This window comes from Pseudarthrobacter sp. B907 (assembly GCF_040137805.1).
Taxonomy (GTDB): Bacteria; Actinomycetota; Actinomycetes; order Actinomycetales; family Micrococcaceae; genus Arthrobacter.
The window spans coordinates 197,742-217,870 of record NZ_JBEEQE010000003.1 but is presented as its reverse complement, the minus strand read 5'-3'; the positions used below and the strand labels follow the sequence as shown (position 1 = coordinate 217,870).

Here is a 20,129-nt window from a genome sequence, read left to right as displayed (position 1 = left end):
CTTCGTTGCGCAAGGCTAAACCTTCAAGTAGCGGCGGAGGGTCAGGAGTGATGATATCCCGGCAAGCAGGACGCCCAGGCCGATCAGGGCCGGAGCCAGGATCAGGGTCTGGGCCGGGGAGATGAATGCCGTGTCCGGATACTGCTTGGACAGGAACTCGCCCAGGAAGAAGTGGGCCACCGCCCAGAGTGTGCCGGACGCGAGGGCGGCGCCGATCACGGCCGCGATCACGCCCTCCAGGATGAAGGGCAGCTGGATCACGGTCTTGGACGCGCCCACCAGCCGCATGATCCCGGTTTCCCTGCGGCGGCTGAACGCGGAGAGCCGGATGGTGGTTGCGATCAGCAGGATGGCACAGACGATCATCACCCCGGCCACGCTGACCGCCACGAGGGAGGCGGCGTTCATCGCGGAGAAGAGCCGCTCGAGCAGCTGGCGCTGGTCGATGACCGACTCCACCCCCGGCTGGGAGGAGAAGTTTTCGCTGATCACCTGGTACTTTTCCGGGTCCTTCAGGTTGATCCGGAAGGAGGCGGGGAGCTGGTCAGGGGTGACCGAGTCCACGATCGGCGAGTTGGAGAACTGCTCCTTGAAGTGCCGGTAGGCGTCGTCTTTGGATTCGTACTGGAAGTCGTTGACGTACTGGGCCACGGACGGGGACTGCAGCAGCTTGCGCAGGGTGTCCTGCTGCTCCGGGGTCGCCGGGCCGGTGGCGCAGCCGGGCGCCGTCGAACCGTCGCTGCAGAGGAAGACGGCGACCTGGACCTTGTCGTACCAGTAGCCCTTCATCTGGTTGATCTGCAGTTGCAGCATGCCGGCCGCGCCCACGAAGGTCAGGGAAACGAAAGTGACCAGGATGACCGAGACCACCATGGACAAGTTGCGGCGCAGGCCGCTGCCGATCTCGGCGAGGACGAAGGCGAGCCTCACAGCCGGTCCTCCCCGCTCGCGTCCCGCAGCCGGCGGGACGAGCCGACCACCGGCACCATCGAGGTGTACAGGGCCCGGGCCTCGTCACGGATCACCACGCCGTTGCGCAGTTCCACCACGCGCTTGCGCATCTCGTTGACGATGTCGTCGTCGTGCGTGGCCATCACCACGGTGGTGCCGTTCTGGTTGATCTTGTCGAGGACACCCATGATGCCCATCGAGGTGGTGGGGTCCAGGTTGCCGGTGGGCTCGTCGGCAAGCAGGATGCCGGGACGGTTGACGACGGCGCGGGCGATCGCCACGCGCTGCTGCTCGCCGCCGGAGAGCTCGTGCGGCAGCCGGTTCTCCTTGCCTTCCAGGCCCACGGTCTTGAGGACTTCGGGGACGGTCTCGCGGATGACGCTGCGGCTCCGGCCGATGACCTGCATGGCGAAGGCGACGTTGGCGAACACGGTTTTCTGCGGCAGCAGGCGGAAGTCCTGGAACACGACGCCGATCCCCCGGCGCAGCCGCGGCACCCGCCAGCTGGAAATCTTGGCGACGTTCTGGCCGGCAACGTAGACGGCGCCCGAGGAGGCGCGGTCCTCCTTGAGCACGAGGCGCAGGAAGGTCGACTTGCCGGAGCCGGAGGCTCCCACCAGGAAGGCGAATTCGCCGCGGTCAATCTCAAGGTTGATCGAATCCAGCGCCGGTCGCGCCTTCTGGTCGTAGACCTTGGTGACATTTTCGAAACGGATCATGGCCCTAAGTACCCTGCAGGAGCCGGGCGTTTTTCAGACCAGTTCTGCTGCCGGGGCGCGGGCTTTCTTTTGGGGGAAGTAGGGCACCGGCCCCTCGACTATACGCACGGGTAACGGCGCCGGGGCCGGAACGCGGGGGTGTGTCGCGGGATTTTGGCTGCGCTGTGCGGGCTACTTCTCGGCGTTGCGGTTGTCGGTCCGCCAGCGGATGCCCGCATCGATGAAGTCGTCGATCTCGCCGTCGAACACGGCCGAGGTGTTGCCCACCTCGTGTTCGGTGCGGAGGTCCTTGACCATCTGGTACGGGTTGAGCACGTAAGAGCGCATCTGGTCGCCCCAGGACGCTTTGACGTCGCCGGCGAACGCCTTCTTTTCGGCATCCTCCTGCTCTTTCTTGAGCAACAGCAGGCGGGACTGCAGCACGCGCATGGCGGCGGCGCGGTTCTGCAGCTGGGACTTTTCGTTCTGCATCGACACCACCGTTCCGGTGGGCAGGTGGGTCAGGCGCACGGCGGAGTCGGTGGTGTTGACCGACTGCCCGCCCGGGCCGGAGGAGCGGAAGACGTCGACGCGGATTTCGTTGTCCGGGATCTCAACGGAGTCGGTCTGCTCGATCAGCGGGATGACCTCGACGGCGGCGAACGAGGTCTGGCGGCGGCCCTGGTTGTCGAAAGGGCTGATCCGGACCAGCCGGTGCGTGCCGGCCTCGACGCTGAGCGTGCCGAAGGCGTAGGGGGCCTTGACCTCGAAGGTGGCGGACTTCAGGCCGGCCTCTTCGGCGTAGGAGGTGTCCATGATGGTGGTCGGGTAACCGTGGCGTTCGGCCCAGCGCAGGTACATGCGCAGCAACATCTCGGCGAAGTCCGCCGCGTCCACGCCGCCGGCGCCCGCGCGGATGGTAACCACCGCTTCGCGCTCGTCGAACTCGCCGGAGAGCAGCGTAACGACCTCAAGCTCCTTCAACGCCTTGCGGATGGATTCCAGTTCCGCGGCAGCCTCGCCCATCGAGTCGGCGTCGTCTTCGTCCTGGCCGAGTTCCACGAGGACTTCCAGGTCATCGATCCGGGCGGCCAGTTTGTTCAGCCGTTCCAGTTCCGACTGTTTGTGCGAGAGCTTGGAGGTGATGACCTGCGCGGCCGCGGGGTCGTCCCAGAGGTTCGGTTCGCCGGCGCGCTCGCTCAGTTCAGCGATGTCTTCCTTCAGCGCCTCGACATTCGAAACGTTCTCGATGGAGGCGTAGGTGGCGCGGAGCGCGCGGATTTCTGCGGGAAAATCAATGTTTGCCATGGTTTTTCAAGCCTACCCCGGTTGCGCGTCAGCGCGTCAGCCGGGATCGCGCCGTCGACGTCGCCTCGATCCGGACCCCGTCCGGGACCAGGAAGTTGACGATCGGCGGGTGCACGGCGGCGCTGAGGACCACGACGGCGGTGGACCCGTCCGGGCTGCCTGTGGCCGGGCCGACTTCGAGGCCGCTGAACCGGCCGAAGGCTCCGGTACGGTTCAGGTAGTCGGCGGCGGTGCTGCGGACCCTGGCGGCGCTGAGGACAGCGGTGGGGCTGCCGGTGGAGCTTTCCAGCTGGCCCAGGGTGAAGCTGTCCGCGGCGGCCACGGACGCCCCATCCGCGAGGGACAGCAGTTTCTTGTGTTCGATATAGACGCTGGAGGCCCCCGCGACCGCGGAGGTGACGAGCAGGGCCAGCAGCACGTAACCGATGATCAGCACCATCAGCTGGCCGTCCTCGCCGCGGCGGAGGTCCCCGCTGACCCGGGCCGGCGGCGGGGTCACCGGAACCGCCCGACGAGCTGGGTTGCCGAGGCGCTCAGCTGCCCGGCGTCGAGCTTGAGCACATCGCTGAACGGCACGAAGGGCAGCCGCACGGTGAGGCGGACGGTGACGGTGACCGCGGACCCGGGTGCCGTGCAGCCGGCCGGGTCGCAGCTGGTTTCCAGGCTGGCATTTTCGGCCGGGTGGCCATAGTCGGCGAGCGCCAACTGCACGGCCTGCTCGGCGGCGGCCCGGCCGCTCGCCGCGTCGGGCTGGGCGACAAAGACCTTCGCCGCCTGGTCCGCGGCGCCCACCACGGCGAAGGAGCCGCCCTGGAGCTGGCCCACTGTGATGATGAAGTAGACCACCGGCACCATCAGCAGGAGGCAGAGGAAGGTGAATTCGATGACGGCGCTCCCCCGCTCGGGGTCGCCGCCGTCAGGGCTGGATGGCGGCATGGCCCTTCACCTCCAGCAGCTCGCGGGGGCCGATCAGGCCGATCACGGGCAGCGGGGCCCGGATGGTCACCTCCAGGGTGCGGATGCCGGCGTAACTGGTCTCCGCGGTGCTGACATCCCGGGCAAACTCCGGGGTGAGGGCGACGCCGATCAGCTCGGTGGTGCGGTCCCGTGCGTCGACCGCTGTGCGGTCGGCCAGGGTGCCGTACCGGGCCCCCGAGGCGGCGGCGTCGATCAGCGTGTTCCGGACGTGGAGCACGAGGGCAAGCTGCACGATCGCGAGGAAGAACAGCGTGAGCAGGGCCCCGACCAGGACGAAGTCCACCACCGCCGAGCCGCGTTGGCCACCTGCCTCCACCGCCTACTGCCCGACTTTTTGCATCGCCTGGTTGAAGAGCCCCTCCAGCGCCGGGCCGGCGAGCGCCAGCAGCGCGGCGACGAGCACGGCAGACATCAGGGTGATCATCACCCAGCCGGGCACGTCCCCTCGCTCGCGCGGGTCCACGCTCCGCGCTCTGGCAGGGTGCGGCCGGCCAGGCGTCCCGGCGGCGCCGGGGCGCCACAACAGCACGCCCGCCAGGCGGACCAACAACAGCGTGCGAATACCCATCGTCTTCATAGCTACCCCTTTGTCTCTACTTTGATCACTGCGCCCGGCTCAAAGCCCCAGGCTGACGGCCGCCAGGCCCGGGAAGACGGCGAACACCACCGTCAGCGGCAGCACGCCGAAGACTAGCGGCACCCCGCTCGTGCAGCACTACCGTTTCTGCACGTTTGCGGGAAATACGTTGCTCTCGGAGGCCGCCTACTGCTGCCTCTGCACCATTACGAGGGCCTGCAGGTAGGATCGGGGCAAAAAGCGGAACGGTTGGCAATATGAAACGGTTTTTGGCGGCACTCATTAGCTCGACGGCCCTTGCTGGGACGTTAGTGTCGTGTGTCCCCGAACCCATGACTACCAGTCAGGCGTGCAAAGCCTGGCGAGAAATGGTCTTCAACAGCCCCAAAGACAACGAGTTGGTGACGGCTAAGTACACCATCAACTACTACCGAGATTTCAGCACGCGAATCGACGGGCGGCTGGGCGACGCTTTCAAGGGCATGGTCAGAAGCGACCAAGCCACCATCGACTCGCCCAACGGGAAGCTACCGGACTCCGAGTGGAACAATTTCTATGCCGCGTACAGCGGGCTCCTCACAATGTGCGGGAGTCCAGCCAATCACTGATTTCCTACCGAGACCGTCTCCCGGTGTGTTCCGCCGCCGGATGAGAAGATCATCCCGACGGACGGGCGAACTCCAAAGGTTGGCGCTGTTTTCAGGCCGCTGACTGAGACGTTAGCGCCTCGGCCGCAACTGCCCCTGCTCCAGAGCTGAAGTTATCGAGAAGTGAGCCTCACGAACGAGCCCGTCCAGGTGCAGGTATATGTCCGTTAGTGCCGCTCTCATGATGAACCCAGCACGGCCCAAATTTGCACTATTGCGGCCCCAGTCGGCGTGCATCAGCCGGCCGTATAAGGCGTCGTAGAAGATGCCATACTTTTCATCTTGGACGCCATTGGCCACCATGCCGGTTTTCCCCTCTAGCACTCTGCCCACTTCGGCGGCGTACAGGGTCAAATTTTCCTGGTAAACCGGGGAGCTCCCGACGAAGCATTCCCCGAAGGCGGAAGCAACGCGGCGAAGGTGTACGTTACCGTCGCCGTCACGATCCTGTTCAACGAACTTGCGCAGTAGCATCAGGCGCAACTCCAAAGCCAGAGGAACCTCTTCGGACATGGAGATACTCACACCGGTCTCGAGCGGCAATTCATCACACGCCTTGAGATAATGGTCGGCTAACTCCACGAAAAGAATGAGTCGGTCCATTTCTGTCGGTGGTTTTCGACTCACTTATCTAGCTCCTTGTCGCTCCTTCTGGGCAGGTTCGGCTTCGTGTCTGCGAAGATCGGAATCTGTGGAATGCTTGCACTCGTCATGGTGGCCGGTCCATTCGTTATTGTCTCGCCGGTGGGAAACGACGGATGGCGGTCCTCCCTCAGGTGTTCGGCGGCAAGATCCGCCATGCGCTTGCTATTGTCCTTCACACCCAGAAGCGCACTGCTTATTTGCCCAAGACGCCCCCTAACGGACGTGCTGGAAACCGCTGAAGAAGCAAAAAGAAAAGAGTCCACGTGAAGGGTGAATGGATCGCTGTACCGCTTGCCTTTGAGGTCTGAATAGGCAACGGTGACGATCACCTCGTCGGGAGTATCGTGATGGTTGACGAGTCTGTCGTGACCGGCGCGGGACGTCCCCAACCACCATGTGTTCCTAAACTCTTGCCCGGGACTCAACACTGAGAAGGTACGGCCCTCGTAGCGATTCCTGATCGCAATGCCCCCGCCTTTGTCTTCGCCGTCGCCGGAAGTGCTGGTGACCGGTCGGTCAAACGTGACGCTCAGATCCCTAGCCATGGACAATCCGTAGTTCCGGATAACCAGATCCATGCTGCTGTCGCTCTCGCGGCTCAACTGAAATTCGGCAGCTACTACGGGCCGGGTGCGATGGTCGCTATCCTTGGCTGCTTGGAGGATTGCGCGGAGCGCAATAATCGCGGAGCCAGCGGCCACCAGGACACCCAAGGCGGGACTGCTGTCTATCAGCCAAAGCCAGAACCCCTGCAGGTACGCCGCCAGCGCATCAAGATCAATCATGGGTCAAAATCTACCGGCATAACCCCTGTGATTTGTGGCAACTACGTCCGATTACTGGGTGGCCGGAGATGGGGATGGCCCCGCGTGTCCCGCACGGGCACTGGTATACGCATAAAGTACGGTCAAAAAATGACAGACATTTGGTGGCAGGGAGTTCCCAACTGGATAGTGGCGGTTACGTCGGTTCTGACTCTTCTAGCAGCGATCACCGCCGGATACTTTGCAGGCCAAGCCGCAAAGTGGACCAAGAAGCAAGCTGAGGCTTCGGACGAGCAAGTGGCCATTGGCAGAACTTCCCTGGACCTCGCACATGGTGAAGCTCTGCTTGCCCAGAGTGTGGCTGCAAGGCAACGACAAGAAGCGGACGAAGCTTACAGGAACTTCGCCGAGGCTAAATTGGACCGGCTCGCTCCCGTCATTTTAGCGACCGCCAAGCTGAGTCGGATGTCTCCCCTGACCGTTTACAAATTGATGCCCTCGGGCGCCTATGCGTATGCCACCCTAAGCGAAAGCTATAGCGAGGAGGAACAACGGGAAATTCACTTCCGGCAGAGACTAGCAATTAGTTTCAGGAATGTCTCGGATCAAATCGCTCGGCTGAGTATCATTGATCTTGCCTCCGGGGAGCTTGAGAACCACCCCCAAGGACGAGAGATTATTGTGGCACCCCACGAGACTGAAAAGTTCATTTGGGAACGGCGCTGGTCGCCGCAGGCGGAGCTCGCGACAGAGGAAGAGATAAACGACGTTCGATCGTGGCTGTTTAACTTCAGTTTCTGGGTTCGAGACCTCGGCATGAATGTTCAGGACACCTACGTGTTTAATGGCGATCTCCGGTTTTTTGCGCGGGACGGCTCGCGGCTGTTGGTGAGAGATGAGCCCGAGCACGCATGGACCGAAGATGTCGCGGTGCCCTCTCAAATGCGAGTCTACGAACGGCTTGATGCGCTTGCCCAAACTGGCCAGCCCTCCTGATCGTTCCGACCCCGAGCGGGTAATTGAGTCGCGCTGCATAGCCGCGTCGGTGGGCTTGACCTTAGTTAGCTCCGGACGGAGGAAGTCCCACGCCACTTCAAACGAGCGGTGTGGGACTTCCTTTCGTGGCGCTGGTGGCGGCGAGAAAGAAGTGGAAAAGCGTCGCTACCATCGATCCGCCGTCCGTCAGGGAAAAGCCGGGAGGCGGTGACGTTTACGCCATGCCTCTTACGAGGGCGCCCCGGCTTCGGCGGACTTGATGGACTTCCGCCCCTTGGCGGCCTCTTGCTGTTCGGTTGCCGCGCGTGGGCGCATGCGCGCGGCAACCTGCTCGGTCTGCACCGCGACGGCCCAATCCGGCAGGGCCTCGCCCGGCACGAAGACAACGTCGTTTCCGGTGTCCGGGTGGACCGTGTGGAGGAACCCGGCAGAGATGCGGTCGGCGCCGCCGCCCGTCGTCAGACCCGACCCGTACTCGCGGACCGCGACCGACTCGGCCTCGTCCCGGTCCATTCCCATGCCCTCTAGTTCCTCGCTCCCCCGGCTCATCACACGGCCCCCTGGATCGCGCGGTAGACCGCGAACGCCGCCGGACGGGCCGGCTGAACGTCGCCGCGCCAGTGCGCGACGATGCCGATCTGGCCCGTGTCCGCGTACTTCTCGGTCAACACCTGAATGGTGATCGGAAGCCGCTGGCCAATCAGGAGCTGGGACCAGTCGCCCGCGAAAAGATCCGTGGCCCGGCCGGTCATCGTGCCCTGGGTGTAGGACGGAACCTGGTTGCTCATCAAACGAGGCAACGCCTCAACGTCGGCCGGGAGCCGCAACGGCTGCCCCGTGGTGTCGTTCGCGCCCGCGTACTGGCGGCTCAGCTTCGCGTTCCAGATCAGCCCGGTAGGTTCCTCATTGCCGTACCGAACCTTGTAGATGGTGTCCAGGACTTCCCCGAAGTAGGTGGCCGCCGTTTGCGTGGTGCCGTTCGCGGCGGCGCCTAGCACGTTGGCGGGCAGGACCGCGTTCAGCGCCGCAAGGACGCCGCGCGGGTTCGGCGGGGTGGGCAGGTTGATTGAACCGGCGCCGGTAGTGATGCCGCCGTACAGGGCCGCGAGGTCGAGCCGCTGGGCCATTGCCTTGCTGATCGCGTCCTTCACGATCTGATCAGCGTTGTTCGCGTCCTGGAACCATTCCATCGATCCAATGACCAGGACGCTTTGGGTTGTCGCCGTCAGCGTCACGTTGTCGAACGTCGGATCGGACGGGGTGATCGCGGAACCTTCGGCGCGGAACGCCGCCGTAGGATCGCCTGCCAGGCGCCCGATCTTCACCACGCCCGCGTCCATCGGAATGACGGAGGCCCCGGCCTGCATGACCGCCGACTTGTTCCGGGCCAGATCGATCAGCTGCGCGGACCAGATGGTCGGCACGACGGCCGCGCCACCCGAGGTCGTCAGCGCCCGGACCATGTTTCCCAGATTCCCGTACTGGCTGACCGCGTGGTCCTCATTCGGCTCCCGGTGCCCGGAAACCATCGGGTGGGACCGGAACGACTCACCCGCACGGAGCGCCGCCCGCTCCCCCGTCGCCTCATACACGAAGTCGCCGCCACGGGCATCGGCCCCGGCGCCGCGATGAAGCCGGCCCATCGCCGCCTCCGCCGCCGCCGACTCCTCCTCGAACTTGTCGGCCTTCCGCATCTGCGCCTCGATGACCTTCGCCACGTCCCGCAATTCGTCGAGCTCCCGCGTCTCCTCGTCCGTGAGGTGTTCCCGCTTCTCGGCCTCGGCCCGGTCCAGGATTCGCGAATACGCCGCCCGGTTGTTGTCCAGCTCCTCCCAGAGCATCTTCTTCATCTCGCTTGCCATGATGTCCACGGCCTCTCTTTGGAATAGCCGCACGGCGCCTAAACCGCCCGTGCGGAATCTGATTGGGGTGCTGGTCGGTACACGCCTCGACGCCGCGCCCAGTGACGCTATATTGCCGGGTGCTCTTCACGGCCCGGCGGCGGAGGTTTCCCCGTCCCTACTGCATTCGGCGGTGGGTTTCGCCCGGCCGCTCACGCTCGCCCACTCCTTCGCGTCAGGTGGGTTTCGCCCGGCCCTTCGCGGTCTGTGGTGCTCGCTCGCTCAAACGTACGTCGGCGGAAACACCTAAGCAATGAACCGGTTTCAGATCTTGCCCATCGACTCCCGCACGATTGCCAACTCGGCGGCACACCGCGCGCAAGCGCATTCCTCCCGGCTCATACCAAACTCGTGCCCCGGCCGCTCCGGGTGGCGGCGCCCGTACATGGCCCGCGCCATCGGCGCCGCGTCGCACCGGTCACACCTCCCCGGCCGGACCGCCGGGAAGCCCGGCTGGCACGTCACAGACGGCCCGTGGATCGCCGCCAACCAGAGGTCCATGTCGTCCGCGTCCGCGACCGGCCCGACCGGGTCTTCCGGCTCCGGCGGCGGTGGCGGCACCTCCGAAGCCTTCAACGCCTTCACCGCCTCCCCATGCATCCGGAGGGCCGCAGACAGCGGCCGCCCGGCAGCGAGCGCCGCGTCCAACGCCCGCGCCCCCTCAACCGCCTGGGACTTGAGCAGTTCTACCGCCGGGGTGCCAGGCAGATCCATGGACCGGATCAGCTTCCGGGTCTGCCGCAGCATCGTCCCCACCGGTCCCTTCTTCGATCCCGGCTCCGGGACCGGCGACGGCGGGGCGCCCCGCCCGTGCCGCGCCCGTTCGCCGTCCACACACACCGCACACCGGCAACCCTGCCGATAACCGGACGGCCCGTGCGTCCGTACGATGATCACCGGCTTGTCCGGCTCTATAGGTGCCATCGCGTAACCTCCAAACGCGTAGTTTGCTCCTGATTCCCCCGGACGGAAATTTCCGTAGAGGGCGCGGTCATTAGGCCCGGGTGCCACCTTAAAAAACCGGTGGCCGTGCCGATGTGTGCCTTAGCGTTCCGGGAACTGCCCGTCGTCGGGCGGGGCGTCGGGGATGGTCGTGGTGATCCCGTTTGCCTGTTCCACGATCGCGCGGAGAACAGCGTCTTGGTTCGGCCCGGATGTGAGGAACTGAATGATGGCGCAGGCGACGGTGACGTACGCCTGGGCCTCGGGCAAGCTCTGGGGCAAACGTGCCTCGAACATGATCGGGTCGGCTACCGGGCCGCCCGCCATACGGGTCAACTCGATTAGGTCCTCGATCACATGCTTGGTCTTCATTTGTCCTGCGCTCCTTTCGTTGGTGTTGCGGTTTGGTTCTCTAGCGGTCGCCGTGGTCGATGTCCTCGGCCGGGGACCATCGGTGGGTGCGTGCCCGGTGCGCCCGGCGGGTACGGAACGCTCCGGATGTCCCGTCGCGTTCTGCGGCCCGCTTTGTCCCGGGCTGGTCTGTCAGTGCCGGGCCGACCCCGTTCGGGGTTTCTTGTGCCGTCAGACGCCCGTTCTGCATCGATTTCGGATTCATCGTTGCTGCCTTGCATTTGCCGAGCGGTGCGCCGTTGACGGCGAGGTCAGCCAAGGGCAACGCCGCTCGGGTGCCCGTGTCAAGGAGTGAGCGGCCCGCGACGCAAGGGACGGCCGTCGGTTCTTCATGTTGATCCCCCGTCCGCAATGGCTTTCGCCCCCGCGAACAATCCGCGTGCGCCGTCGTAGTTCATGCCCTGCGGCAACGGGATAAGCCGGATACCGTAGCAATCGACGTATGCCAGCCAGGCATCGTCCCGCGTCCGTGACCAGCCCGCGATGCCCCCCGTGTCACACCGTTCGCAATAGACGCCAGCGGCGTTCGTGAACCCTGGACAATCCGGGACCGAACACGGCAACGGCAACTCCTCCCAGCCCGGAGCCACTAGAACCGCCTCCCCGGGTATGCGGCCACCAGCACGCGCCGCGCACGATCCGGCGTCATCTTCGACACTGCGACTAACGCCTCAACCGTCATCGCATTCGACTCCTCGCACTTTTCCCGATACTGGATGCCAACGTCATCGGTGGGCCACATGTCCGGGTCGAGGGTGTCTATCCCCGTTCGCAGTTCTGGGGGAACAGATCCTTCTCCTCTATGGACCAGACCCTCTGGGTTCCCAGGTGGGTTCCCAGTTGGGATTCCGAATGCCGGGTTTCCGGGCTTTTTGCCGTCATCGGCCGATTGGAGCTTTTTTGGGGCAGAAAGCCCTTGGGTTTCCATCTGGCTTCCCATCTGGGTTCCCATCTGGGTTCCCGCCTGGGTTTCCAGCTGTGTTTCCGTGCCGCCGGTTGGATTCCAGCGTTCCCGCGTGTTCGGATTCCGTCCGCGCTTCGGCTTCGCGCCATTTTCCCGATTCCGTTGTTGGATCGCCATTGCCTCCGCGCTCGTTCGTTGATACCTGGCGTGATGGAGGATGACGTAGTGATCGCCGAAGTCAGACCAGAATCCAATCTTGACCAGTTCGCCCACCGCCTCCGGGTGTTTGGCGAACCTGGGAAGGTCCGATTTGGGAATGCTGCAATCGAGTAGCTTCCGGGCGTTCCAAACCAGCGCCTCCGTGTGGAGGCGGAACGCAGCGTCGGAAAGCTTCCAGCAATCGTCGGAGTAGTCGTCGGAAATGCGGGGCCACGTCATGTCCGCACCTGCTTTCGTGCAGCACGGCAGGTCGGGCCGATGCGGTCATGGACGGATGCAGCGGCGAAGAGAGGACGGCCGCAGTTGACACAGCGGGCGGTGAGGACGAGTCCGACGAAGGCCGCGTATCGCTGTAACTCCGCGATTACGGCGGCGGCCGGAATGTTCGGCGGCCCTGGGTTGACCGGTTTCGCTTCCATGATGGCTAGTCCGCCGGATGCAGGAGCGCGGAGAGACGGTCGAGCTGATCTTCCGAGAGCTCAGGTGCGGTGGCTAGAACCTCGCGGACGTACCGTGCGATCTTGGCCTCCGCAAGGACACGGCGTGCGTCCACCGCTTCGTCGGGTGTGCCGAACCTCGTTACCGTTCCCAGACGGGAACGGGCCACACGGACTTTTTTATCGTCAACAGACATGTAAAACCCCTTGGCAAACAAGTGAATTTGTCTACATAGGGAGCAAGCTTGTCCACTTCAACGCGGAATGTGGCGGCACGGAACTCGTCTATCAATCGGAACTCGGCTGGCTATCTCACCTTGTGCTACAAGCATATGCGCGAAAAGACACTAGCAATAAAATCTCTTTGCCCAGAGCATTTGACACCTACGCGCCAATTAGATCGGGTAAATGGCACGTAGGTGTCACTGTTTCCATTCGATCTGAATTTGCTCTGGATCGAACCGGACGCCTTTCCCTGCTGGCATAACCGTAACCGTCATCAGCGCCCGAATGATCTGCCGCTGGGTCCCCAGTGGCAGCCCGTCCCACGCCTTGCCAACGTCGTCAGCGCCCACAACGGCGGCCGCTGGATTCAGGCCCGTGGATGACGCGATCGCGGCCTCAACGTCGGCGAGGGCCCTCCCCAGTTTGCCCGATTGTTCCCGGACGGCGGCGGCAGACAGCAGCCCATCGGCCAGCAGGGACGCGAGCGCGTCGCGCCGGTCGCGTAGGTCCGTGGCCTTGCGCCGCAGCTCGGCGGTGGTGTCGCCGGTTGCGAACAACCGCGCAGCGTCCGGGCGTGACAAAACGCCGATGATGACGCCCGTAACCAGCTCGTCTATGTCGCCCAGGCTCCGTTGCATGCAGTACCCGCCGAAGCACCGATAGACCATGCGTTTGCCACCGCCAGGTGCGGCCACTGGTGCCGCAAACATCTTGGAGCCGCATTTGCCGCAAACAACAATGCCCGAAAGCAGATACTTCGAGTTCAAGTCGTCGGGCGCGGTGCGGCGTCGCGGGTCCGTGAGCATTTCCTCTAGCCGCCGGGACGTTTCCTCATCCAAGATTGCATCCCATTTACCGGCGCCTTTGTCGTCGCCGTTGTAAATTCGTCGCCCAGCATATCGGGGATTGATGAGGAGCCGCCGTAGTTGCGTGACCCCCCAACGGCCTTTCTCCTTCGTGGTGGTGGTTAGCCCGGCCGCGTTCCATTGGCGCACAACGCTCGAAAGTGTTGAGCCGGACAAGACCATCTCGGCGGCTTCCCGGATCGCAGCGGCTTCCTCCGGAACGGTGAACACATGGCCGTCCTTGCGGTCGTACCCAAATGGACGGCGCGACCAGAACGCTTCTCCAGCGTCGGCACGTTGACGGTTCGCCGCCTTCTGGCGGTTGCCTTTGTGGCTGGTTTCCATCCCGGCAATGGCGGTCAGGATTTGAGCCACAGCCACACCCGTAGGGTCGCCGAGGTCGAGTGAGACGCCGTGGACACAAGAAATGTTCACGCGGTGTTTTTGCCCGGCCTCGATGATCCGGGATAGGTCTTTCATCGACCGCGTAAGCCGGTCGAGATGCCAGACGACCAGGGAATCGATTGCACCGCTCTCAATGTCGCGTAGTAACTTCTCGAACGCCGGGCGCGGCTTGCCGCTGGTGGCGGAAATGGAATTGTCGGCATAGAGCGTCGGGGCATCCCAGCCCTTGGCTTGGGCCAGCAAGCGGCAATCCGATTCCTGCCGTTGCACCGCTGCCTCATGGCCGGACTTGTCCTCGGACTGGCGAACGTAAACAGCTGAGTTGCCCATGCTCAGAGAGTACTACTAGCAGCTAACGAGTGGCACCATCATGCCGATTTCCTTACGGCCGGCGGACTCCATCAGCTCGCGCTTGGCCGTGTCCCGCACGTCCTGGGCCTGGGCGCGGAGGACGTCCGCCAGCGGTGTCCCGCGTTCGACTGCCACGATCAGCCCGTCAACAAAGCGGACCAGCGGCCCCAGCTCGGTGCGGGACGAGAACTCCTGCAGGGCCTCCGCCAGCGGCTTGCCGGCCCTGGTATCGGCGAGTACGCGGGAAAACTCCTTCGACAGCTCCCCCTGCGTTCTGCGGCAGACCCGGTCCAGGGCGCCTGTGGCGCTCTCCCCCGCGCTGACGGCCAGGGCCATCAGCTCGGCCACGCTGGGGAACTCCGCCATCATGCGGGCTTCGCGCTTCCTGACCTGGCCGCCCAGGACGTAGTCGCGGAGCAGGAACCCGGCGAGGCCGGTACCGACGACAATCAGCACCGCGAACAGGGGGTTGAAGCGGCCGGCCGCTCCGACCAGCAGCACCATCGCCGCGGCCGCCACAAATCCGCCGGCCGCCCAGAGCAGCTGCTCCGCGCGGAAATCAACTGAGGACTTGCTGCTTCCGGCCCGGGCAAGCCTGCGGTTCAGCGCCGACGAGCCAGGGTTCAGCCTGCTTAGGGCACGGATCCCGTCACGGATGACCGGGCGGAGGATCCTTTCCAGCGGGCCGAAAGGCGTCACATTGCCCGGTGCCGGACGCAGCAGCCGCGATTCCACGTTGTGGGACCTGAGCTGCGGTCCGATGCGCTCAGCGAAGCTGACGGGCCGCAGGAACGGCAGCCGCACCAGAAACAGCCAGAGTCCGCCGCCCAGGACGACGCCGCAGGCCACCGCGCCCGCCATCAGGCCGCTCACCGAAGGACCCGTTCGTCCTGCGGCAGGGCGCCGATCCGGAGCATAACGGCATAGGAAACCACGGACACCAGGAGTCCGCCGAGCAACACCGCGGCCCCAACGGGCGAGTTGTAGGCTGCCACCGCTTCGGGCCGGCTGGCCAGGAGCACCAGGACGATCCACGGCGCGGCGACGGCGAGCCGTGCGGCGTTGACAGTCCACGACTGCCGGGCCTCCAGTTCGCTCCGGGTGCGCGCGTTCTCGCGCAGGAACTCCGCGAGGGTGCCCAGCAATCGGCCGAGGTCTGATCCGCCCACCTCCCGGGTCAGCCGGAGCGCCTCGACGATGCGGTCGGCCACCGGATCCGCCAGCCGTTCCCTCAGCCGGCTCAGGGCCGGGTCGAACTGGCCGGAGGAGCGGTAGTCGGCGCCAAAGTCGCGGAACAGCGGGCGCAGCTCGGATGGCCCCTTCTCCCCCAGCTGGATCAGCGCCTCCGGCAGCGACAGGCCCGCCCGGATCGCCGAGCGGAGGTGGTCGACGACGTCGGGCCACAAGCACGGCCGAGCGTTTTCGGGCCCGCCACTTGACGAGGCCCAGCGGCAGCCAGCCGCCGAACAGGCCGAAGCAGCAGGAGATCGGCCAGGACCGGGTGGCCGCGAAGAACACGCAGGTGACGAAGGCACCCACGCCGAGGCATGTCGCCAGCAGGCCTAGCCGGCTGACTTTTTCAATGCCGGCCGCCTGCAGCAGGTCCTCCAGCCGACTGGTTCTTTCCCTGCGTCGGACCGGCCGCGGCTGTTCCCAGGCGGACCACCAGATCAGCAGCAGCCCGGCACCCCCGAGCACCCCCAGCAGCGGCGCCATCAGCGCGGCTCCAGCAGCGCCGCGACGTCGTACCCGGAGCGGGCAAATTTCTCCGCCGCCGGCATCGAGCTGGCACGGGGCCGCAGCCGGCCGTCGGAGAGGTCGAAGACCATGGACGATTCGATGATGCCGTTTTCCACCCGGCGGCCCAGCGAGAGAATCTCCGTGACCTGCCGCCGCCCGTTCGGCAGGCGGCTGCAGTGGACCACCAGGTCGATGCAGGAGGCCACCGTGGGAACCACGAAGGCACTGGAAATGTTCTCGCCCGCGAGCAACGGTAGGGTGCAGATCTTCGTGACGGCGTCGTGGGCCGAGTTCGCATGCACCGTGCACATCCCCGGCATTCCGGAATTCAGGGCGATCAGCATGTCCAGGCTCTCGGCCTCCCGCACTTCGCCGACGACCAGCCGGTCCGGCCGCATCCGCAGGGCCTCCTTCACGAGGCGGCGCAACGGGATTTCACCCTCCCCCTCGAGGTTCGGCTGCCGGCACTGCAACCCGACGACGTCGCGGAGCGGGAACTGCAGTTCGAAGATCTCCTCCACCGTGACCACCCGCTCGCGGGTGCCGATGCTGGCGGCGAGGCAGTTCAGCATGGTGGTCTTGCCTGCCTGGGTCGCCCCGGAAACGAGGATGTTCAGCCCGCTGGCCACCGCAGCGCCGAGGAACCGGGCCGACTGCGGGGTGAGCGTCCCCAGTTCCACGAGGTGCTCGAGCCGGCTGGCCTTGACCACGAACTTACGGATGTTGATGGCCCAGTGCCGCCGGGTGACGTCGGGGATCACAACGTGCAGGCGGGATCCGTCGGGCAGCGCCGCGTCGACGAACGGGGAGGACATGTCCAGCCGGCGGCCCGAGCTCTTGAGCATCCGCTCCACGAGGTCGCGGACTTGCTGCTCGGTCAGGGCGATGGACGTCAGTTCCGACTCACCGTTGCGGGCGACAAAAATCTCGTCGGGCGCGTTTAGCCAGACCTCCTCGATCGCGGGGTCGTCCAGCAGCGGCTGCAGCGGTCCGAAGCCAGCGACGGCGTCGAAGACAAACCGGCGGGCCGTTTCGAGGGATCCGATGGGAGGCAGCGGCGCCAGCAGGGCCCGTTCGTCGTAGTCGCTGATCGCCTCCTCCACCAGGCGCCGGACTTCGCCGGCCTGCCGAAGGGGATCCAGGCCGCGGCGGCGGATCAGTTCGCGGACCTCGTCCTCGACGATGCGCACAGCTTCCACGGTGCCCCCAACATGACCGCTACCCCTCCCCCTGGGGCAGTGCAACTGGGGTTAAAACTAAGCGCGTCCGGCGCGCCCGACAAGGGTATGTGGCGCCACATGTGGAAAAGCCGGAAAATCCGTTATAACAATGTTCACATCCGTAACATCCGAAACTCTAGTTTCACTCTTGCGCCGGTGCTACGGTGGGCGCGATAAGTCAGACGTTCTCTCAGCCGGGCAGGCAACCAGCAGTCCGACCGTGACCTGAGACCCCTATGACGCTGCTGCAGAGTGCGTCGCTGTTCCGGAGTGGAAATGAAGCGGACCCAAGCCAACTACAAGCCCCATCACGTGCGGCAAGCCGGCGCCGTGCTGCTGGCAGCCGCCGTACTGACGGGATTTGCCGTGCCGGCGCCGGTTGTGGCGCTCGAGCCTTCCCCGGCCCCAACGGCCGCCGTGACAGCTACGCCAGCCGCCCCGCCCGCACCGACGCCCACGCAGACCGCGACACCGGCACCGGCGCCCACCACCGCTGCGCCCCAGGGCACTGCGGCGCCGGCTACCGCCGCGCCAACCTCGACCCCTGCCGCACCGGACTACCGCACGGCCATGGCCCAGGCAACCGCCGGAGGCGGAGCGGAAATGGGTCAGGGCCTCGCTGCCACAACGGGAACCGCAGCCAGGACCTTGACAACACAGGGAACATGGCAGCCAACGTTCGGCGTCCCGGGCTTGGACGTCAGCGAACACCAGCCCTCCGTCGACTGGGGGCAGCAATGGAACCTGGGAGCACGGTTCGCCTACATCAAAGCGACCGAAGGCAACTACTACACCAATCCCGTCTTCGCCTCTCAATACTCCGGGGCGCAGGCCGCAGGCCTCATCCGCGGCGCGTACCACTACGCCAACCCTGCGGCGTCTTCCGGTGCCGACCAGGCGCGAATCTTTGTGCAGAGCGGCGGTGGATGGTCCGGGGACGGTTACACGATGCCGCCGGTGCTGGATTTCGAGGGCAACCCGTACGCAGGCCGGACCATCAACGGCTTCTATCAGGGCAACATCTGTTATGACATGTCTCCGGATGCGCTCACCGCCTGGGCCAGGGACTTCAGCAACACGATGCTCTCGCTGACCGGCCGGCTGCCCGTTATCTACACCGGTAACTACTGGTGGAAGGACTGCGTCGGAAACCCCCTGGGCTTCGGCGACAACCCGCTGTGGCTGGCTTCCTACCCCAGCGCACCCTCGGACAATGCCGGACCCATCCCGGCAAGCTGGTCCACCTACAGCATCTGGCAGTACGCCGACTCCGGAAAGTTCGCCGGGGACCAGAACGTCTGGGCCGGGGATTACGCGGGCCTGCAGCGTTTCGCCACCGGAACGCCGCGCACCGACCCCACCCGGAAAGTCTTTTCGCCCGGAGATTTCGACGGCGACGGAATCTCGGACCTTATCCAGCGCAGGGCGAACGGCGAGCTCTGGCTTCATTCCGGAGACGGTTCCGGGGGCTACCCGGTTAGCCGGAGAATCGGCACCGGGTGGGAGATTTACGACAGCCTGGTGGGAGTCGGCGACTACAACGGCGACGGCCGGAACGACATCGTGGCCCGCAAGCTGGACGGCTCCCTGTGGTTCTACGCCGGCACCGGAGTCGTTTCCGCATCGAGCGAGGGCTACCGTGGCGCCGTCAAGATCGGGAACTTTGGCTGGGATGCCTTCACCAGCATCCTCGGCGTCCGCGATTTCGATGGCGACGGCAAGGCTGACCTCCTCACCCGGACGGCCGACGGGAGCCTGTACCTCTACTCCGGCCAAGGCAACGGACAGACCGGCAGCGGCCGGAAAATCGACTTCGGCTGGGAGGTCTTCGACCAGCTGACTGCCATTCAGGACTTCGACGGAAACGGCACCAGCGACCTCGTGGGGCGCAAACCGGACGGTACCCTCTGGTTCTACGCGAACTCCGGGAATACCACCCTCATCAATCCTCAGCAGATCGGCACCGGCTGGGGAATTTACGATCAAATTGTGGGCACCGGCGACGGCAACGGCGACGGCCTCGCCGACTTCGTTGGCACCCAGCCCGACGGTTCCATCTACTTCTACGCCGGAACCGCCATGCGGGACCAGGGGTATCAAAGCCCCCAGAAGATCGGAAACTTCGGCTGGGACGCCTTCGATATGCTCGTGGGGACCAAAGACTTCAACGGCGACGGCAAGGCCGACCTGCTCGCCCGCATGCGGGACGGCAGCCTCTGGTTCTACCCCGGAACGGGCACGGGAGCCTACGGCGCTGCCCGTAAGATCGGCAACTTCGGCTGGGACGGTTTCGATGCCCTCGTGGCCGTTGGCGACTTCAACGGCGACGGCAAGAACGACCTTGTGGCCCGCAAGCCCGACGGCAGCCTGTGGCTCTACGCAGGGACAGGCCGTGTGGATGCCGGCAGCAACGGTTACCTTCCGGCAGTCCAGATTGGCATGTTCGGCTGGGACGCCTTCAATATCATCATGGGGACCGGTGACCTTGACCGCGACGGTAAGAACGACCTTCTGGCCCGCGGCAAGGACGGCTCACTGTGGCTCTACCGCGGCACGGGCGTCGTCAATGCCAGTAGCGGCGGCTACCTGCCCGGCGTAAAGATAGGCGCGTTCGGCTGGGACGTTTTCGACGCACTCTTCGGCGTCGGCGACTTCAACAGCGACGGCAATAACGACATCCTGGCCCGGCGTCCCGACGGGACCCTGTGGTTCTACGCCGGAGACGGAACAGGCAAGCTATCGCCGTCCCGCCGGATCGGGACCGGCTGGAACATTTTCGACCGTGTTGTGGCCGGCTGGAACCTCGACGGCGATCCGGCTCCGGACCTGGTGGCGCGCCGTCCCGACGGTTCACTCTGGAGCTACTCCGGCACAGGAATGAAACCCAGCCAGGGGTACCTGGGAAGGGCTTTTGCTGGCAGCTTGTAACGCCCCGACTGCGGTCAACCCGCGGCCGGACATGTCC

At 65.0% G+C, this 20,129-nt stretch carries 22 protein-coding genes and 1 pseudogene; 3 read left to right on the top strand and 20 right to left on the bottom strand.

Annotated features, from left to right (window positions below; translation table 11 throughout):
• Positions 1-15: 15 nt before the first annotated feature.
• The 7 genes from ftsX to ABLI39_RS03970 form a co-directional block, all read right to left on the bottom strand.
• Entirely contained in the window at positions 16-930 is a 915-nt protein-coding gene (gene ftsX / locus ABLI39_RS04000) for a permease-like cell division protein FtsX (protein WP_349412128.1), read from the bottom strand.
• Positions 927-1,670, bottom strand: coding sequence for a cell division ATP-binding protein FtsE (gene ftsE, locus ABLI39_RS03995; RefSeq protein WP_349412127.1), 744 nt, complete (start codon positions 1,668-1,670; stop codon positions 927-929). The genes ftsX and ftsE overlap by 4 nt, the downstream gene beginning before the upstream one ends.
• 171 nt (positions 1,671-1,841) lie before the next feature.
• Positions 1,842-2,957 (bottom strand): peptide chain release factor 2, encoded by a 1,116-nt coding sequence (gene prfB / locus ABLI39_RS03990; protein ID WP_349412125.1) that lies wholly within the window; start codon positions 2,955-2,957, stop codon positions 1,842-1,844.
• A gap of 28 nt (positions 2,958-2,985) precedes the next feature.
• Entirely contained in the window at positions 2,986-3,456 is a 471-nt protein-coding gene (locus ABLI39_RS03985) for a pilus assembly protein TadG-related protein (RefSeq protein WP_497899868.1), read from the bottom strand.
• A complete protein-coding gene (locus ABLI39_RS03980) occupies positions 3,453-3,893 on the bottom strand; it encodes a hypothetical protein (protein ID WP_349412124.1) in 441 nt (146 codons plus the stop codon). Before ABLI39_RS03980 ends, ABLI39_RS03985 begins: the two co-directional genes overlap by 4 nt.
• A complete protein-coding gene (locus tag ABLI39_RS03975) occupies positions 3,874-4,251 on the bottom strand; it encodes a TadE family protein (protein ID WP_349412123.1) in 378 nt (125 codons plus the stop codon). The genes ABLI39_RS03980 and ABLI39_RS03975 overlap by 20 nt, the downstream gene beginning before the upstream one ends.
• Before the next feature lie 3 nt (positions 4,252-4,254).
• On the bottom strand, positions 4,255-4,512 hold the full coding sequence (locus ABLI39_RS03970) for a hypothetical protein (RefSeq protein WP_349412122.1): 258 nt from the start codon (positions 4,510-4,512) through the stop codon (positions 4,255-4,257).
• A gap of 368 nt (positions 4,513-4,880) precedes the next feature.
• On the opposite strand from ABLI39_RS03970, the gene ABLI39_RS03965 reads away from it, so the two are divergent.
• On the top strand, positions 4,881-5,120 hold the full coding sequence (locus ABLI39_RS03965) for a hypothetical protein (RefSeq protein ID WP_349412121.1): 240 nt from the start codon (positions 4,881-4,883) through the stop codon (positions 5,118-5,120).
• A 111-nt stretch (positions 5,121-5,231) separates the two neighbouring features.
• Here the strand turns inward: ABLI39_RS03965 and ABLI39_RS03960 are convergent, their stop codons facing one another.
• Together ABLI39_RS03960 and ABLI39_RS03955 are read right to left on the bottom strand one after the other, a co-directional pair.
• The gene (locus ABLI39_RS03960) at positions 5,232-5,786 is read right to left on the bottom strand and encodes a hypothetical protein (protein ID WP_349412120.1); all 555 of its coding nucleotides are present in this window, start codon (positions 5,784-5,786) and stop codon (positions 5,232-5,234) included.
• Entirely contained in the window at positions 5,783-6,589 is an 807-nt protein-coding gene (locus ABLI39_RS03955; RefSeq protein ID WP_349412119.1) for a DUF8453 domain-containing protein, read from the bottom strand. Before ABLI39_RS03955 ends, ABLI39_RS03960 begins: the two co-directional genes overlap by 4 nt.
• Before the next feature lie 129 nt (positions 6,590-6,718).
• Between ABLI39_RS03955 and ABLI39_RS03950 the strand changes: the two genes are divergently transcribed.
• Positions 6,719-7,564: a hypothetical protein gene (locus ABLI39_RS03950; protein ID WP_349412118.1), complete on the top strand. Its 846-nt coding sequence runs from the start codon at positions 6,719-6,721 to the stop codon at positions 7,562-7,564.
• Positions 7,565-7,792: 228 nt separating this feature from the next.
• Here ABLI39_RS03950 and ABLI39_RS03945 read toward each other — a convergent pair whose 3' ends face one another.
• The 11 genes and pseudogenes from ABLI39_RS03945 to ABLI39_RS03900 form a co-directional block, all read right to left on the bottom strand.
• On the bottom strand, positions 7,793-8,083 hold the full coding sequence (locus ABLI39_RS03945; RefSeq protein WP_349412117.1) for a hypothetical protein: 291 nt from the start codon (positions 8,081-8,083) through the stop codon (positions 7,793-7,795).
• Positions 8,084-8,112: 29 nt separating this feature from the next.
• Positions 8,113-9,426, bottom strand: a complete 1,314-nt coding sequence (locus ABLI39_RS03940) for a phage major capsid protein (protein ID WP_349412208.1) — start codon at positions 9,424-9,426, stop codon at positions 8,113-8,115.
• A 303-nt stretch (positions 9,427-9,729) separates the two neighbouring features.
• Complete coding sequence (locus ABLI39_RS03935; protein ID WP_349412116.1) at positions 9,730-10,221, bottom strand: hypothetical protein; 492 nt, start codon at positions 10,219-10,221, stop codon at positions 9,730-9,732.
• A 288-nt stretch (positions 10,222-10,509) separates the two neighbouring features.
• Positions 10,510-10,779: a hypothetical protein gene (locus tag ABLI39_RS03930; protein WP_349412115.1), complete on the bottom strand. Its 270-nt coding sequence runs from the start codon at positions 10,777-10,779 to the stop codon at positions 10,510-10,512.
• Between the two features lie 628 nt (positions 10,780-11,407).
• Positions 11,408-12,160 carry a hypothetical protein gene (locus ABLI39_RS03925; protein ID WP_349412114.1) on the bottom strand — a complete coding sequence of 251 codons (753 nt, stop codon included), beginning with the start codon at positions 12,158-12,160 and terminating at the stop codon, positions 11,408-11,410.
• Positions 12,157-12,360 carry a DUF6011 domain-containing protein gene (locus tag ABLI39_RS17385; RefSeq protein WP_502935183.1) on the bottom strand — a complete coding sequence of 68 codons (204 nt, stop codon included), beginning with the start codon at positions 12,358-12,360 and terminating at the stop codon, positions 12,157-12,159. The genes ABLI39_RS03925 and ABLI39_RS17385 overlap by 4 nt, the downstream gene beginning before the upstream one ends.
• A 5-nt stretch (positions 12,361-12,365) precedes the next feature.
• Positions 12,366-12,575, bottom strand: a complete 210-nt coding sequence (locus ABLI39_RS03920; protein ID WP_349412113.1) for a hypothetical protein — start codon at positions 12,573-12,575, stop codon at positions 12,366-12,368.
• 225 nt (positions 12,576-12,800) lie between these two features.
• Positions 12,801-14,183, bottom strand: a complete 1,383-nt coding sequence (locus tag ABLI39_RS03915; RefSeq protein WP_349412112.1) for a recombinase family protein — start codon at positions 14,181-14,183, stop codon at positions 12,801-12,803.
• 15 nt (positions 14,184-14,198) lie between these two features.
• The gene (locus ABLI39_RS03910) at positions 14,199-15,077 is read right to left on the bottom strand and encodes a type II secretion system F family protein (RefSeq protein WP_349412111.1); all 879 of its coding nucleotides are present in this window, start codon (positions 15,075-15,077) and stop codon (positions 14,199-14,201) included.
• Positions 15,074-15,920 (bottom strand): annotated as a pseudogene (locus ABLI39_RS03905) (type II secretion system F family protein). Before ABLI39_RS03905 ends, ABLI39_RS03910 begins: the two are co-directional and overlap by 4 nt.
• A complete protein-coding gene (locus tag ABLI39_RS03900) occupies positions 15,920-17,143 on the bottom strand; it encodes a TadA family conjugal transfer-associated ATPase (protein WP_349412110.1) in 1,224 nt (407 codons plus the stop codon). The pseudogene ABLI39_RS03905 and the gene ABLI39_RS03900 overlap by 1 nt, the downstream one beginning before the upstream one ends.
• Positions 17,144-17,440: 297 nt before the next feature.
• On the opposite strand from ABLI39_RS03900, the gene ABLI39_RS03895 reads away from it, so the two are divergent.
• Complete coding sequence (locus ABLI39_RS03895) at positions 17,441-20,092, top strand: GH25 family lysozyme (RefSeq protein ID WP_349412109.1); 2,652 nt, start codon at positions 17,441-17,443, stop codon at positions 20,090-20,092.
• Positions 20,093-20,129: the final 37 nt, after the last annotated feature.

Bases quoted from the DNA above. Each gene is read 5' to 3' on its own strand.
- prfB (WP_349412125.1), bottom strand. From the start codon at position 2,957: ATGGCAAACATTGATTTTCCCGCAGAAATCCGCGCGCTCCGCGCCACC.
- ABLI39_RS03940 (WP_349412208.1), bottom strand. From the start codon at position 9,426: ATGGCAAGCGAGATGAAGAAGATGCTCTGGGAGGAGCTGGACAACAAC.
- ABLI39_RS03980 (WP_349412124.1), bottom strand. From the start codon at position 3,893: ATGCCGCCATCCAGCCCTGACGGCGGCGACCCCGAGCGGGGGAGCGCC.
- ABLI39_RS03925 (WP_349412114.1), bottom strand. From the start codon at position 12,160: ATGACGTGGCCCCGCATTTCCGACGACTACTCCGACGATTGCTGGAAG.
- ABLI39_RS03965 (WP_349412121.1), top strand. From the start codon at position 4,881: ATGGTCTTCAACAGCCCCAAAGACAACGAGTTGGTGACGGCTAAGTAC.
- ABLI39_RS03970 (WP_349412122.1), bottom strand. From the start codon at position 4,512: ATGAAGACGATGGGTATTCGCACGCTGTTGTTGGTCCGCCTGGCGGGC.
- ABLI39_RS17385 (WP_502935183.1), bottom strand. From the start codon at position 12,360: ATGGAAGCGAAACCGGTCAACCCAGGGCCGCCGAACATTCCGGCCGCC.
- ABLI39_RS03930 (WP_349412115.1), bottom strand. From the start codon at position 10,779: ATGAAGACCAAGCATGTGATCGAGGACCTAATCGAGTTGACCCGTATG.
- ABLI39_RS03895 (WP_349412109.1), top strand. From the start codon at position 17,441: ATGAAGCGGACCCAAGCCAACTACAAGCCCCATCACGTGCGGCAAGCC.
- ftsE (WP_349412127.1), bottom strand. From the start codon at position 1,670: ATGATCCGTTTCGAAAATGTCACCAAGGTCTACGACCAGAAGGCGCGA.
- ABLI39_RS03915 (WP_349412112.1), bottom strand. From the start codon at position 14,183: ATGGGCAACTCAGCTGTTTACGTTCGCCAGTCCGAGGACAAGTCCGGC.
- ABLI39_RS03945 (WP_349412117.1), bottom strand. From the start codon at position 8,083: ATGGGAATGGACCGGGACGAGGCCGAGTCGGTCGCGGTCCGCGAGTAC.
- ABLI39_RS03920 (WP_349412113.1), bottom strand. From the start codon at position 12,575: ATGTCTGTTGACGATAAAAAAGTCCGTGTGGCCCGTTCCCGTCTGGGA.
- ABLI39_RS03950 (WP_349412118.1), top strand. From the start codon at position 6,719: ATGACAGACATTTGGTGGCAGGGAGTTCCCAACTGGATAGTGGCGGTT.
- ABLI39_RS03955 (WP_349412119.1), bottom strand. From the start codon at position 6,589: ATGATTGATCTTGATGCGCTGGCGGCGTACCTGCAGGGGTTCTGGCTT.